The sequence below is a fragment of the Brucella sp. HL-2 genome (assembly GCF_025846885.2).
Taxonomy (GTDB): Bacteria; Pseudomonadota; Alphaproteobacteria; order Rhizobiales; family Rhizobiaceae; genus Brucella; species Brucella quorumnocens.
The window spans coordinates 1-12471 of record NZ_JAOYTK010000031.1; the positions used below are offsets into that span (position 1 = coordinate 1).

Below are 12471 nucleotides of genomic sequence, written 5' to 3' on the forward strand. Positions count from 1 at the left end.
GCAGTTGGTATCTCGGGCGCGATCCAGCATCTTGCAGGCATGAAAGACAGCCGCGTGATTGTTGCGATCAACAAGGACGAGGAAGCTCCGATCTTCCAGGTTGCCGATTACGGCCTCGTCGGGGATCTCTTCACCGTGTTGCCGGAGCTCGAAAAAGCGCTCTGATCATAAGAAAGGCGGCAGGGAAATCTGCCGCCTAGTGGATTGAATTTGACGTTTGAAACCCGACTGACACACATGCTGTTTCAAACGTCAAATTCAATCCACTAGCTCATTTGTTGCCCGTCCTTTGCGTCGACTTTTTGCCGGCGTTCGGGCGGGTTCTTTATAAGTGCTGCGTAATACTCGGCTTGAAGTTTAGGATTGCATTTTGACATGCAAGCTGTCTTGTTAACCGGGCTTTCAAGCGATGTCAGATACAAGGCTTGGCATGGGCCGCATGCCGGCCGGGTAAGACCCAGATACAGGTACTCTGTATTTGAAGAATGGATATACTCAAGCAGATCTCCGCTATTGGGCGAGAGCATGAAGGAGTTGAGACTGTGGCGATCAAGACGGTAGGCATTGTTGGCGCAGGACAGATGGGAAGCGGAATTGCCCATGTGTGTGCGTTGGCAGGATACGACGTGCTTTTGCATGATGCGGCGGCGGACCGGCTGGAAAAGGGTATTGCCACAGTTAATGGCAACATGGCGCGACAGGTGTCATCCGGTAAGCTGGAAGAAAAACAGCGCGCCGATGCCATGAAGCTGATCCGCGCAGCGAATTCCATGGAAGATCTGGCGGGTGTCGATCTGGCCATTGAGGCCGCGACCGAAGACGAGACTGTCAAGCGCAAGATTTTCGCGCAGCTTTGTCCGATCCTGAACCCGGAAGCGATTGTCGCAACCAACACGTCGTCGATTTCCATCACGCGACTTGCTTCGACCACAGATCGTCCGGAGCGTTTCATCGGTATTCACTTCATGAATCCGGTACCGCTCATGAAGCTGGTTGAGCTGGTGCGCGGTATTGCGACTGAAGAAGATACGTTCCGCAAATCAAAGGATTTTGTAACGGCGCTCGGCAAGACCGTAACGGTTGCCGAAGATTTCCCGGCTTTCATCGTTAATCGTATTTTGCTGCCGATGATCAATGAGGCGATCTACACGCTTTATGAAGGTGTGGGCAGTGTCGAGGCCATCGATACGGCGATGAAGCTTGGCGCCAACCATCCTATGGGGCCGTTGCAGCTTGCTGATTTCATCGGTCTCGATACGTGTCTTTCGATCATGCAGGTGCTGCATGACGGGCTGGCCGACTCCAAGTATCGCCCATGCCCGCTTTTGGTCAAATATGTTGAGGCGGGATGGCTTGGTCGCAAGACGGGTCGCGGTTTCTATGACTATCGTGGCGAACATCCGGTTCCGACGCGCTAACCCCTCTATATTTTCCCGACAAAGCCGGTGTATTCACGCCGGCTTTTTTAATTGTGTCTAATTTCTCACGCCTGTGGAAAACCTGAATATCGTTACCATTAACTTACTGTTAACTCTGACGATTCAGGAGTTATTCATCTTTAATCGTTAAAGTTTTCATTAAGATGTTCGGAAGCTAAAAAGCATTCAACTCGACCCCCGTGGTTGCGTGGCGAGCATCACTTTCGAGCAGAAAATTCTTGATGAGGTGAAGGCGATGAACATTATCGTTCAGCTACGTGACAGTGTTAATGTCATCCGTGAGTTCGTCGCACCGAGCTACAGGCCCGAGCGCCATTACATGCGCGGCCCGGGTCCGGCTTGCGCGGCACGCACGGCAAACTAAATACTGAGCTTCGGTTCTCATTTTCAGAGACAAAGCCTGTCAGGCTCTTGTTGAAAATGGCTAAGTTCAGGCAACAGAAAAGCCAGAGCGGATGACCGCTCTGGCTTTTTGTTTTGTCGAACCGACGCTCGCTTATTCCAACCCTTCAAACAGCGCTGTCGAAAGATAGCGTTCTGCAAAGGATGGAATGATGATGACGATATTCTTGCCCTTGTTTTCTGGGCGCTTGCCGACTTCGATGGCGGCTGTAAGCGCCGCACCCGATGAGATGCCGACAGGAATGCCTTCAAGACGCGCAATCAGGCGTGCATTGGCAAAGGAATCCTCGTTGGAGACAGTCACCACTTCATCATAGATTTCGGTGTCGAGCGTCTTTGGTGCAAAGCCTGCGCCGATGCCCTGGATCTTGTGCGGGCCGGGTGTGCCACCTGAAAGAACCGGGGAATCCTTAGGCTCAACAGCGATCACTTTGAACGATGGCTTGCGTGACTTGATGACCTGACCGACGCCGGTAATAGTGCCGCCGGTGCCGATGCCGGAAATCAGAATGTCAGCTTCGCCATTAGTGTCATTCCAGATTTCCTCAGCCGTTGTGCGGCGATGAATTTCGGGATTGGCCGGGTTTTCGAACTGCTGAGGAATGATCGCATTCGGATTGCCTTCTGCGATTTCCTCAGCCTTGGCGATAGCGCCCTTCATGCCTTTCGGGCCTTCTGTCAGCACGAGTTCAGCACCGAGCAACTTGAGAAGCTTGCGACGCTCGATCGACATGGTTTCAGGCATGGTCAGCACAAGGCGATAGCCCTTGGCAGCCGCAGCAAATGCAAGTGCAATACCGGTGTTGCCGGAGGTTGGCTCTACAAATACGGTCTTGCCAGGAACAGCTTTGCCCTGCGCTTCAAGCGCTTCGATAAGCGCAAGACCGATACGATCCTTGACGCTTGCCAACGGGTTGAAGAATTCCAGCTTCACCAGAAGATTGGCTTCGACGCCGTTTTCCTTGGCGAACTTGTCGATACGGACCAGAGGCGTATTGCCGATGGTATCGAGAATGGAATCATAGATTCGACCGCGTCCTACGGTTTCACCGTCTTTTGCGCCAAGGGGCTTGCTCATGGAATAATCTCCTTCTGTTTGAAGCGAAGTTTATGAGGAAATGGCGCAAAAGCATAGCTGGGACCATGCTTCGGATTGCATAAAATTAGAATTATATTCTTTAAAGATTTGGTTCTTAGTAGATAATTCCAAGTAATTGGGTATCAACAGAGTACACGATCATTTGTGCAAAAATTGGTCCTTCCCGACACAGAAACATTGTCCCCGATCTTTCGATAAGCTTCTCGTGTCTATAAGCTTTTGCTGTCTTAGAGCGGTCCCAGTTAAGGTTGAGTCGTCGGAACCGCTTCGCACTTTTGGCTCAAATGCTTCATTGATCCGCATCAATGCTCTTTCCGTCAGGACAGGCATGATCGGATGACCATCACAATCTGGAGGTCCGAACTGTGTATAAGTCTATTTTGATCGCAACCGATGGATCTGAACTCGCCGATAAGGGCGTGGACCAGGGGCTTACTCTTGCAAAGCAACTTGGGTCAAAGGTGTTGTTTGTTTCGGTGACCGAACTTCTGCCGTCCTATGGCATTGTTGTTGCTGCGGAATGGGCATCGAGCCCGGCAGCTTTTCAGGAGTATCGTGAGGCAATCACCCAAGCTGCCGCCGAGCTTCTCGCAAAGGCTAAGGCAAAAGCCGAGAGCGTGGATGTTCCTGCCGAGGTTCTGCACATTGAGAACCAGTCACCAGCACAAGGGATTATCGAGGCGGCCAAGCACAAGCAGTGTGATCTGATAGTTATTGCATCGCATGGTCGTCGTGGCGTCAACAAATTGCTTCTGGGCAGTCAGGCAGCAGAAGTGTTGTCGCTCAGTGCTGTTCCTGTTCTGGTGATTAAATAAGCCGCGCAATCTGCGTGATGATATCGATGGAATATTTTTCGTTGCCGCTCGCTTGAGCGGTCAACAACGCAAGAAGATTCCCGAACGTCTCTGGTAAGCTGTTCCCGCTCACTTTGTTGAGCGGGAGGATCTTTTACAGGAGACAAACATGACCGCGCCTCGTCCAAATAAGACCAGCATCGGCAATCATGTACTTCATCCAGAAACCCAGATGCTCAATTATGGCTATGATCCTGAGCTTTCCGAGGGTGCGGTCAAGCCGCCGGTGTTTCTGACCTCAACATTCGTTTTTAAGACTGCCGAAGACGGGCGCGATTTCTTTGATTTCGTTTCCGGTCGTAAAGAGCCGCCAGCGGGCGTTGGTGCGGGCCTTGTCTATTCACGCTTCAATCACCCCAACAGCGAGATCGTGGAAGATCGCCTTGCTGTCTACGAAGGGACCGAGAGTTGCGCGTTGTTTTCGTCCGGCATGTCGGCAATTGCGACAACCTTGTTGGCTTTCGCGCGTCCCGGGGATGTAATCCTGCATTCTCAGCCGCTTTACGGCGGCACCGAAACATTGCTCGCGAAGACTTTCCATAATTTCAACGTTGCGGCTGTGGCGTTTGCCGATGGTGTGCATGAGACCTTGATTGAAAAGGCCGCTGATGAAGCGACAAACAAGGGGCGCGTCTCGGTCATCTTGATTGAAACGCCCGCCAATCCGACCAACAGTCTGGTCGACATCGCAGCCATCCGGCGCGTTGCCGAGAAGATTGCGGCAAAGCAGGAAGGGCTACGCCCTGTCATCGTTTGCGATAACACTTTGTTGGGCCCTGTTTTCCAGAAGCCGCTCGAACACGGTGCAGATATCTCGCTTTATTCGCTGACGAAATATGTCGGCGGTCATTCCGATCTGATTGCTGGCGCTGTTCTCGGTGCCAAGGCCGTGGTCAAACAGGTGAAGGCGTTGCGTGGGGCGATTGGAACGCAGCTTGATCCGCATTCCTGCTGGATGCTTGGGCGCTCGCTTGAAACCCTCGGCATTCGTATGGATCGTGCTGACAAGAATGCGCTTGCAACCGCTGAGTTCTTGCGCGAGCACCCGAAAGTCGAGAAGCTGCATTATCTGCCGTTTTCAGATGAAGCATCCGCTGTCGGACAATTGTTTAAACGCCAGTGTACAGGTGCAGGCTCCACCTTCTCATTCGATATCAAAGGGGGGCAGGCGGCAGCTTTCCGTTTCCTGAATGCTTTGCAGATCATCAAACTCGCTGTCAGCCTTGGTGGAACAGAATCGCTGGCAAGTCACCCGGCAGCCATGACGCATTCAGGTGTTCCGATTGAGGTGCGTGAGAAGATCGGTGTACTCGAATCGACGATCCGTCTGTCGATTGGCATTGAGCATCCGGATGATTTGATTGCAGATCTCGCACAGGCGCTGGAAGCAGCGTGAATAATGGGTGGTGGGACAAATGGTGCGGGTGGTCAGCATCTTATTGTAATATCAAGGAAAATCAGCCGTTATCACCCTCTATCAATAGACCTTGCCCCACACTGCTGTTCTTGTTACGTTCAATATCAAGCGTAATCACGCCCTATCACTCAATCTCATAACCAAAGGTGGATGAGCAGGGGGATAGGGTGCGGCAAGCAAGGGTGCAGGAAAAGGTGCGCGCATTAAATCGTTTGAGCGCTAGGGCGGTCGCAACGCTAGGGCCGGGAAAGCACAATGACGGTGCGGGCCTTTGGCTGCACAAACGCCCGGACGGTGGCGGGCAATGGATCCTCCGCGTAACGATTCACGGCAGGCGTAGAGAAATGGGCCTTGGCTCATCGCTTGAGGTTTCATTGAAGGAGGCGCGAGAAGCCGCTGAAAAGTGGCGGGCGCTCGTCCGAGCTAATGTTGACCCGATCAAGGAGCGTGAGCGTCAGAAGCGGGAAGCCGCTCGCAACATGCATTTGCTCAAGGATATAGCGCTGGATGCATTCGAGAGCAGGAAAGCTGAATTGAAGGGTGACGGAGAGGCGGGCCGCTGGTTTAGCCCGCTTGAGCATCATATTCTACCGAAGCTTGGCAAGGTTCCCGTTGCGGAGATTGACCAGAAAGACATTCGCGATACCCTTTTGCCTATCTGGCACTCAAAGGCATCTACAGCCGAGAAAGCGCTTGGTCGTCTTCGCATATGCATGAGACACGCCGCCGCTCTGGGTTTGGATGTGGATTTACAGGCAACGGAAAAAGCTCGCGCTCTTTTAGGCAAGCAGCGCCATAAAGCCCAGAATATACCGGCGATGCCATGGCAGGATGTTCCAGCTTTTTACGCCACGCTGACCGACGACACGGTTACGCACCTTGCTATGCGTTTGCTCATCCTGACCGGCGTTCGCTCAGGCCCGCTTAGGTCAATTCATGAAGACCAGATAGAAGGCAATGTCTGGACGATTCCGGGTGAGGCGATGAAGGGACGCAAAGATGCCACCACTGATTTTCGCGTTCCTCTGACAGTCGAAGCTCTGACGGTGATTGAGATAGCTCGCCGTCATGCGCGTGACGGTTTCCTTTTCCCCAATGTCCGCACCGGGGTTATCAGCGATATGACGCTGGGCATGTTTATGCGCCGGGCCAAATTGGAAGCTCGCCCGCATGGTTTCCGCTCCAGCTTGCGAGACTGGATAGCCGAAACGACAGATACACCTCACGACATAGCGGAAACGGTTCTGGGACATACGGTCGGCGGATCAGTTGAACGCGCCTATCGACGGACAGATTTTTTGGAGCAGCGAAGACTTCTTATGGAGCGCTGGTCTCAACATGCTAGTGGCGAGACTGGATCCGTCACCAGCTTTTTGAAAGTAGTATAAAATGTTTTGCCCGGAGGGTTTTGTTCCTGCTGCATGGTTATGGGGCGAAATTGACCCTCAACAACGTGAAACGCTTATGAAAGAGGCCTGGACGCGTTACGAAATTGATAATGATAGTTCTTTAGGGCCAGAATTCTTATTGCAGAATTTCATGCGGATGACGCCGATGGATAGCCTGCACTTGCGCATTTTATTTTCAATAGGAGATGCCTGCTTTATCTGTTCCCCGACAGGGCAAATACTAAAACTCGATATATCATCCATTCTGATGAAAGAAATATCTTGGGATATAAACGCTGGCATTCTCAAGCATTATTTAGATAGCGGATTTATAAGCGAGAAAGAAAGCGAAGATGTCGCTGCTCTGATGCAGGTTGATTACTATGGGTATGAATTTTATTTAGAGAGAATTCGTGAAGATATAGACGAGAGTGGCTGCACAAACTTCGCTGAATTTGCACGTAAGTACGGATGGCAGTATTCGCATCAGCATATCCCGCTATTCTATGAACGGGTTGGTTTCACAATAAATTTCAAAGCCTTTGACCTGTTCGCGCGCAATGACGATCCGGCCACTTATAAGTTGGCGTCACTGTTAGACATACTAAGGCCGTTTGAAGGGTGGGCAATCTGCACGAAAGCAGAATATCTCACTGATGACTGGAGAAATGAGCTTATAGCTTCGATAAAAGACGGCGAGAACGTCGGCACAACTTCAACCTTAATCGGTCGTCCTAGGCTAAAGAGAGATACTGCTGCGCGCCTATATCGTCATATTTATCCGCACGGGCACAATGGCGAATCTTGGCCTACCGTGTCGAAAAAAATCTCCACCCAAGCCGGTTATTATATTTCTACCGATACGATCCAGCGTGCAATCAGTGAGACAGGCTCCACGCAAAACACCGATTAAATTAAGGCAAAAACAACCGCAAAACACCCGCAAAACTTAATGAGCCTTTTGCCCTTTTTGCACGTCTTTCACCTTAGAAATCATCACGCAATATCAGCCCGTTATCAACGATTATTAGGGCTGATAAATGAATATCATCGATCCACTGCTTACTGCCCGTGAAGGGGCGGAGGTTCTTAAGGTCAGCACCCCCACATTTTGGCGATGGGTGGCTAATGGCACATTGCCTAAACCTGTGAAAATGGGCGCTCTTTCACGCTGGCCCAAATCTGAGCTTATCGAAATAATCGAAGACGCTAAATCTCGCCGTCAGGTCGCTGGCTCTGGCGTGGGGAAGGCGGCTTGAATGCATCACGAAAAAGAAACGCCGCACTTGCTGGGCAATAGCAAGAACGGCGGATCGGTAATTCAAAATGGTTGGTCCCCTTCTGAATACCGCAATCCGCCCATCTCCGCAACGAATTTGGCAACATCAGTAATCGCAACGCGCTTCCGCCTTCCGATGGCGACCGCTCGCGTGGTTTGCGAACTCGCCGGGATTGGAGGCGCAGCATGAGTAAAGATAAGTCACGTTGGGCATCGGCTGTTTTCACGATTGTGAACGCGGGCGGAACACCATTTAACATAGCAATAAAGGGCCGCGACCGCTGGGCGCTCGAAAACCTGATGAACGCAGGTAAGGCAGGCTGCACCCCGATAGAACATCCCGGCCCGCGCTGGTCGGCGTACGTTTTCAAGCTCCGTAGTTTCGGCGTTGATATTGAAACAGTTCATGAGAAGCATGAAGGCTCATTCAGCGGAACTCATGCGCGGTATGTCATTCATTCCAGCGTCTTGCCGTTTAATGGTGAAGGAGCCGCCGCATGACATCGGCCAGAGAGATTACCCGCGCGCTGGGTGGTCACTGGCACGGTCGGTATGGCGTAGCGCGCTGTCCGACACATGGTGACAAGCGACCCAGCCTGAGTTTATCGGATGGATCAGACGGCAGGCTATTATTGCGCTGCCATTCCGGTTGCGACTTCACTCATATTCTCGATAGCCTCAAAGGGCTTGGATTGGTTGAGGGCGAGGGAAACTATTCCCCGCCTTCCGCTGCCGATCTGGAGCGCATCAGGCAATCCGAGACTGAGGAAGCCGAACGCAAGGAAGCGCTTGCTCTTTCGTGCTGGCGTGAAGCGCGTCCTATTCGGGGCACGATAGCGGAAACATATCTCAGGCATCGTGGCGTCACATGCGAGATTGCAGGCAGTCTGCGCTTTCATCCTGATTGCTGGCACCCTTCACGCAATCGCTTTCCTGCGCTGGTTGCGTTGGTCGAGGGCGCGACACGGCTTGCAGTTCATCGGACCTACCTGCGTGCTGACGGTCTCGGCAAAGCCCAGATCGAGCCAGCTAAGGCAATGCTCGGAACTGTAGCAGGCGGTGCAGTGCGGCTGTCTCAGGGCGATGACAAGTTGATTGTGTGTGAAGGCATAGAAACCGGCCTGTCGCTTCTGTCAGGGCTTGCGCGCGGCTCTGTGTCTGTCTGGGCGGCATTATCGACCAGTGGAATGAAAGCTCTCTCATTGCCAGATAATCCGGCTTTGCTGACGGTTGCCACGGATGGAGACACAGCGGGCCGAGAAGCAGGCAATGCATTAGCCACACGCGCCACGGCGGAAGGCAGGAAGGTCAGTCTTTTGCCTGCCCCGGACGGCCACGACTGGAATGACATTCTCATGATGAAAGGTGCGGTTGCATGAACACGCACGAACCTGTTACCGGGATTTTCGATAAGATTGCAAAAGAGCAGCCCTTTGAGCTTTGGAAGAATCCTGTCGCGATTTCATCCAGTCTGCCAGCGGTCGAAGCATTCGTACCGGAACTGTTGCCCGCTGCCCTGCGTAATTATGTTTTTGACGTAGCAGACAGACAGCAATCCGTCCCTGACTTCGTGGCAGTGGCAGCATTATGCGGGCTTGCTTCATTGATCGGCAATCGCATTCGCGTTGCTCCGAAACAGTTGGATGACTGGATTGAGGTGCCGAACCTGTGGGGTGCGGTTATCGGCCCACCTTCCGCGATGAAGACACCAGCCATGCAAAAGGCTCTTGGCCCCGTCTATGCTATTCAGGACGATATGCGCAAACAATGGCAGGCCGATTTGAAAGCTGCCGACATTGACGATGTTCTGGGCAAGATTGAAGCCAGAGAAGCCGCGAAGTCAGCAGCCAAGGCTTACAGAACAGGCGATAAGGATGGTGCACGCGCTATTCTTGCTGATGTGTCCAAAGATGACGAGGACGAGCAGCCTTGCCCGCGTATCGTCGTGAATGATGCCACCGTGGAGAAGTTGGGCGAACTTCTGAATGAAAACCCGCGTGGCCTGCTTCTGGTGCGTGACGAATTGCCTGGCTTCCTTTCCCAGATGGAGAGCGAAGAACACGCTAGCGACAGGGCTTTCTATCTCGAAGCCTTCAACGGTTCCGGCCAATTCACTTATGACCGTATTGGGCGCGGTACTGTGCATATCGCAAACTGTACTGTCAGCATCATCGGCGGCGTGCAGCCTTCCCGTATCGCTCCAATTGTTCGCGGTGCAATTACTGGCACCAGCAATGACGGCTTAATTCAGCGCCTGCAATTGACCGTCTGGCCTGATCCGCGAACATCGTGGCAGTGGGTTGATCGGCACCCAGATAGAGCAGCGCGTGAAACCTATGAGAAGGTATTCCGCGACATTCACGAACTGGAATTGGGCAGTTCTGACAATCCGGTCGTGTTTAGGCTGTCTCCAGCCGCGCAAGGTATCCAGTGTTCAGGCGCTTATCGATGCTGCTTTCATGGCCGCTGGCTCACTTGGCAAGCAGAACGAGGCGAACGCAATTCAACAAGTGCTCGACATTGCAGACACGCGCCTGACGCACGCAATTGAGATTGTGGAAGCCATAAGGAAGGGAGGTGCATCATGAAAATGATCCGCATCCTTCTCGCCTTCCTGCTGCTACGCATCGCTCGCGGACTGACGCATGTTTCAATCTGGGTGTTACCCGCCCCGAAAGGAGGGCGACATGAGTAGCCCTGCCATCAACCGTCTGCGCCGTCTGTTTCTGGAGCAATGGATTGATGAAGCTATCGCGCTTCTCGATCAGATTGACGGGGATGCAGACTTTGAGGACGCCGACGAGGACTTCGTAGACGAACGGGAAGAATTCGGGCGGATTCTTGGAGGTACAGGCGCATGAACCAGCTTGCCAATTCATCAGCCGAGGTTCATGCCTTCCCGCGCCGTAATAGTCTCACCGCGTTCGATCAGGCAAAGCAGGAACTTGCCGCGTTCAAGTTCTCGCTATTCGAGACGGTTGCAGCCGATCCGCTATTGCGGGCTGGTCAATGCCTCAATCTGATTATCGTCTATGCATCCCTTGTCACCATCGACAAGAAGACACTCCAGGCAACGACCGCTTACGCATCAAACAGCCGTGTCTTTATTCGCGCTGGTCTGCGTTCGCACCACACCGCAGTTAAGGCTCGCAGGCTTCTTGAGCAATACAGCTATCTCATCCCCGTTGGCCGCAGAAATGGCATCACGGTTTATCGCATCGACAACCCGCATCATGAGCGAGTTCAGATGCATATTCAGGAATTGGAAGAACACCAGCGCGAGATTAAAGCCGATCAAAATGTACGCAATAAGCCGCAATCCAGCATGGCAAATAATGCCCACCTTGAGGCTGCAAGGGTGGCAGAAGTTGCCCACCCTGAAAATGACAAGGACGGCAATATATGCCCACCAAGGATGGCAGAAAGTGCCCATCAAGGTGGGCAGAAAATGCCACCAATTACCTTAAAGGAATACCTTACAGGATTACCTGTAATAACCGGCTATGAAGACAGCGACGGTTCTCCAGTTATGGGTGACGTTGAGGGGGAGCGAAGAGCGCAAATCAAAAGCGCTGTAGCAAGCTCCCCCGACTTCCCGGCAAAGAAAAAAAACGGGTACGCGCTCGCAGCAAATGGCGAAGATGAAAACACGCCTTTTGCAGTTCCAGCGTCACAACGAGAGGCCGATAAATTTTTAGCGGCCCTATTCGGCTCAGATTTGAGCAGATTGCATGTGCGCGTGTTGGATGGATGCAGCAAGCGGCTGATGAATGGATTGCTCACACCGGCATTTGTTCGTGCGCGTCTCGATGCACTGGAAAAGCAGCAGCCAGCTTTCGGAGGCTCTCCCCATGCTCGATAACCTGACAAAGCCGCATAGAGGTTTCCCACTCGCTGACCTTTCGAGGCATCAATGCAAATGGCCGGTCAATCGGGCGCAGGCTGGAGAGCTTCACCTGTTCTGTGGTGAAGCCGTCCAAAGTGGACACCCATACTGCGAGGAACATTGCCGGAAGGCATATACCGGCAATGCTGAGCGCTTCGTCGGTCGGAGCCTAAAATAGGCTGATTTACGGGCAGGCCGCAGAATTTCCTGTGTCGCGGAACTTTTGCCGTTTGGTGGGCTAAATTCGCGGAAGTTCGTTAAAAATATGAGTGGTACTTTGGCGGTCCGTTTCCACAAAGCCTAAAGTCGGCCAGAAGGTTCGTGCCTCAGCTCCGTCTGCGTAGAGAGAGATTTGAGCATTAAACTGCAAAGCATGATTTAAAACGAAGTGCGCTATACCGCGTCCAACTCCGCGCCTGCGATATGCGGGCCGTACATAGAACCGTCTCATACGTAACCATGTACTGTCGATAAAATCCCGGGTGATACCTCCAATTCCGGCGGGTTCGCCGTTTATCGTCGCCAGCGCCAGTATTTCACCCGGGCGATCAAAAATATTACTTCCGTCATTCCACTCACTTTGAAGGGTTGACATGTTGTTGAAACCCTCACTGGCGGCTTCCTTCAAGAATAATTCAAAACCAATCGGTAAGCTGGTAATTCGCTTGATTTCGAGAGGGCTAGCTGTGTCAGCCATTCTTACTTCC

General features: G+C 52.5%; 16 protein-coding genes and 2 pseudogenes. 16 read left to right on the top strand and 2 right to left on the bottom strand.

The features are described from left to right. The 3 genes and pseudogenes from OIV19_RS20760 to OIV19_RS20770 all read left to right on the top strand — a co-directional run. Nucleotides 1-165 (top strand): annotated as a pseudogene (locus OIV19_RS20760) (electron transfer flavoprotein subunit alpha/FixB family protein); the annotation flags it as partial. A gap of 377 nt (nucleotides 166-542) precedes the next feature. Continuing rightward, a complete protein-coding gene (locus tag OIV19_RS20765; protein ID WP_024896859.1) occupies nucleotides 543-1418 on the top strand; it encodes a 3-hydroxybutyryl-CoA dehydrogenase in 876 nt (291 codons plus the stop codon). Nucleotides 1419-1626: 208 nt separating this feature from the next. Then, the gene (locus tag OIV19_RS20770) at nucleotides 1627-1803 is read left to right on the top strand and encodes a hypothetical protein (protein WP_167388288.1); all 177 of its coding nucleotides are present in this window, start codon (nucleotides 1627-1629) and stop codon (nucleotides 1801-1803) included. A 132-nt stretch (nucleotides 1804-1935) separates the two neighbouring features. Here OIV19_RS20770 and cysK read toward each other — a convergent pair whose 3' ends face one another. Then, nucleotides 1936-2919, bottom strand: coding sequence for a cysteine synthase A (gene cysK / locus OIV19_RS20775; protein ID WP_095447555.1), 984 nt, complete (start codon nucleotides 2917-2919; stop codon nucleotides 1936-1938). A gap of 386 nt (nucleotides 2920-3305) precedes the next feature. Here cysK and OIV19_RS20780 point away from each other — a divergent pair, with 386 nt between their 5' ends. The 13 genes and pseudogenes from OIV19_RS20780 (at nucleotide 3306) to OIV19_RS20840 (ending at nucleotide 11942) form a co-directional block, all read left to right on the top strand. Next, the gene (locus tag OIV19_RS20780; RefSeq protein WP_151095793.1) at nucleotides 3306-3755 is read left to right on the top strand and encodes a universal stress protein; all 450 of its coding nucleotides are present in this window, start codon (nucleotides 3306-3308) and stop codon (nucleotides 3753-3755) included. Between the two features lie 148 nt (nucleotides 3756-3903). After that, nucleotides 3904-5190 carry a cystathionine gamma-synthase family protein gene (locus OIV19_RS20785; RefSeq protein WP_151095796.1) on the top strand — a complete coding sequence of 429 codons (1287 nt, stop codon included), beginning with the start codon at nucleotides 3904-3906 and terminating at the stop codon, nucleotides 5188-5190. Nucleotides 5191-5405: 215 nt separating this feature from the next. Beyond that, the gene (locus OIV19_RS20790) at nucleotides 5406-6599 is read left to right on the top strand and encodes a site-specific integrase (protein WP_264233623.1); all 1194 of its coding nucleotides are present in this window, start codon (nucleotides 5406-5408) and stop codon (nucleotides 6597-6599) included. 1 nt (nucleotide 6600) lies between these two features. Then, the gene (locus tag OIV19_RS20795) at nucleotides 6601-7512 is read left to right on the top strand and encodes a hypothetical protein (RefSeq protein ID WP_264233570.1); all 912 of its coding nucleotides are present in this window, start codon (nucleotides 6601-6603) and stop codon (nucleotides 7510-7512) included. Nucleotides 7513-7639: 127 nt separating this feature from the next. Then, entirely contained in the window at nucleotides 7640-7858 is a 219-nt protein-coding gene (locus OIV19_RS20800; protein ID WP_264233571.1) for a helix-turn-helix domain-containing protein, read from the top strand. Beyond that, the gene (locus OIV19_RS20805; RefSeq protein ID WP_264233574.1) at nucleotides 7859-8068 is read left to right on the top strand and encodes a hypothetical protein; all 210 of its coding nucleotides are present in this window, start codon (nucleotides 7859-7861) and stop codon (nucleotides 8066-8068) included. It begins immediately after the preceding gene. Continuing rightward, nucleotides 8065-8379, top strand: coding sequence for a winged helix domain-containing protein (locus OIV19_RS20810; RefSeq protein WP_264233576.1), 315 nt, complete (start codon nucleotides 8065-8067; stop codon nucleotides 8377-8379). The genes OIV19_RS20805 and OIV19_RS20810 overlap by 4 nt, the downstream gene beginning before the upstream one ends. Further along, on the top strand, nucleotides 8376-9257 hold the full coding sequence (locus tag OIV19_RS20815) for a toprim domain-containing protein (protein ID WP_264233578.1): 882 nt from the start codon (nucleotides 8376-8378) through the stop codon (nucleotides 9255-9257). The genes OIV19_RS20810 and OIV19_RS20815 overlap by 4 nt, the downstream gene beginning before the upstream one ends. Continuing rightward, nucleotides 9254-10429, top strand: a complete 1176-nt coding sequence (locus tag OIV19_RS20820) for a YfjI family protein (protein WP_264233580.1) — start codon at nucleotides 9254-9256, stop codon at nucleotides 10427-10429. The genes OIV19_RS20815 and OIV19_RS20820 overlap by 4 nt, the downstream gene beginning before the upstream one ends. A 136-nt stretch (nucleotides 10430-10565) precedes the next feature. Further along, a complete protein-coding gene (locus OIV19_RS20825) occupies nucleotides 10566-10739 on the top strand; it encodes a hypothetical protein (RefSeq protein ID WP_264233582.1) in 174 nt (57 codons plus the stop codon). Further along, nucleotides 10736-11345, top strand: a pseudogene (locus OIV19_RS20830) (hypothetical protein). Before OIV19_RS20825 ends, OIV19_RS20830 begins: the two are co-directional and overlap by 4 nt. Beyond that, the gene (locus OIV19_RS20835) at nucleotides 11327-11740 is read left to right on the top strand and encodes a hypothetical protein (RefSeq protein WP_264233584.1); all 414 of its coding nucleotides are present in this window, start codon (nucleotides 11327-11329) and stop codon (nucleotides 11738-11740) included. The pseudogene OIV19_RS20830 and the gene OIV19_RS20835 overlap by 19 nt, the downstream one beginning before the upstream one ends. Next, entirely contained in the window at nucleotides 11730-11942 is a 213-nt protein-coding gene (locus tag OIV19_RS20840) for a GcrA family cell cycle regulator (protein WP_264233586.1), read from the top strand. The genes OIV19_RS20835 and OIV19_RS20840 overlap by 11 nt, the downstream gene beginning before the upstream one ends. A gap of 60 nt (nucleotides 11943-12002) precedes the next feature. Here OIV19_RS20840 and OIV19_RS20845 read toward each other — a convergent pair whose 3' ends face one another. Further along, nucleotides 12003-12461: a GNAT family N-acetyltransferase gene (locus OIV19_RS20845; RefSeq protein WP_264233588.1), complete on the bottom strand. Its 459-nt coding sequence runs from the start codon at nucleotides 12459-12461 to the stop codon at nucleotides 12003-12005. Nucleotides 12462-12471 lie beyond the last annotated feature (10 nt).

Bases quoted from the DNA above. Each gene is read 5' to 3' on its own strand.
- cysK (WP_095447555.1), bottom strand. From the start codon at position 2,919: ATGAGCAAGCCCCTTGGCGCAAAAGACGGTGAAACCGTAGGACGCGGT.
- OIV19_RS20785 (WP_151095796.1), top strand. From the start codon at position 3,904: ATGACCGCGCCTCGTCCAAATAAGACCAGCATCGGCAATCATGTACTT.
- OIV19_RS20795 (WP_264233570.1), top strand. From the start codon at position 6,601: ATGTTTTGCCCGGAGGGTTTTGTTCCTGCTGCATGGTTATGGGGCGAA.
- OIV19_RS20800 (WP_264233571.1), top strand. From the start codon at position 7,640: ATGAATATCATCGATCCACTGCTTACTGCCCGTGAAGGGGCGGAGGTT.
- OIV19_RS20805 (WP_264233574.1), top strand. From the start codon at position 7,859: ATGCATCACGAAAAAGAAACGCCGCACTTGCTGGGCAATAGCAAGAAC.
- OIV19_RS20810 (WP_264233576.1), top strand. From the start codon at position 8,065: ATGAGTAAAGATAAGTCACGTTGGGCATCGGCTGTTTTCACGATTGTG.
- OIV19_RS20815 (WP_264233578.1), top strand. From the start codon at position 8,376: ATGACATCGGCCAGAGAGATTACCCGCGCGCTGGGTGGTCACTGGCAC.
- OIV19_RS20820 (WP_264233580.1), top strand. From the start codon at position 9,254: ATGAACACGCACGAACCTGTTACCGGGATTTTCGATAAGATTGCAAAA.
- OIV19_RS20825 (WP_264233582.1), top strand. From the start codon at position 10,566: ATGAGTAGCCCTGCCATCAACCGTCTGCGCCGTCTGTTTCTGGAGCAA.
- OIV19_RS20835 (WP_264233584.1), top strand. From the start codon at position 11,327: ATGCCACCAATTACCTTAAAGGAATACCTTACAGGATTACCTGTAATA.
- OIV19_RS20840 (WP_264233586.1), top strand. From the start codon at position 11,730: ATGCTCGATAACCTGACAAAGCCGCATAGAGGTTTCCCACTCGCTGAC.
- OIV19_RS20845 (WP_264233588.1), bottom strand. From the start codon at position 12,461: ATGGCTGACACAGCTAGCCCTCTCGAAATCAAGCGAATTACCAGCTTA.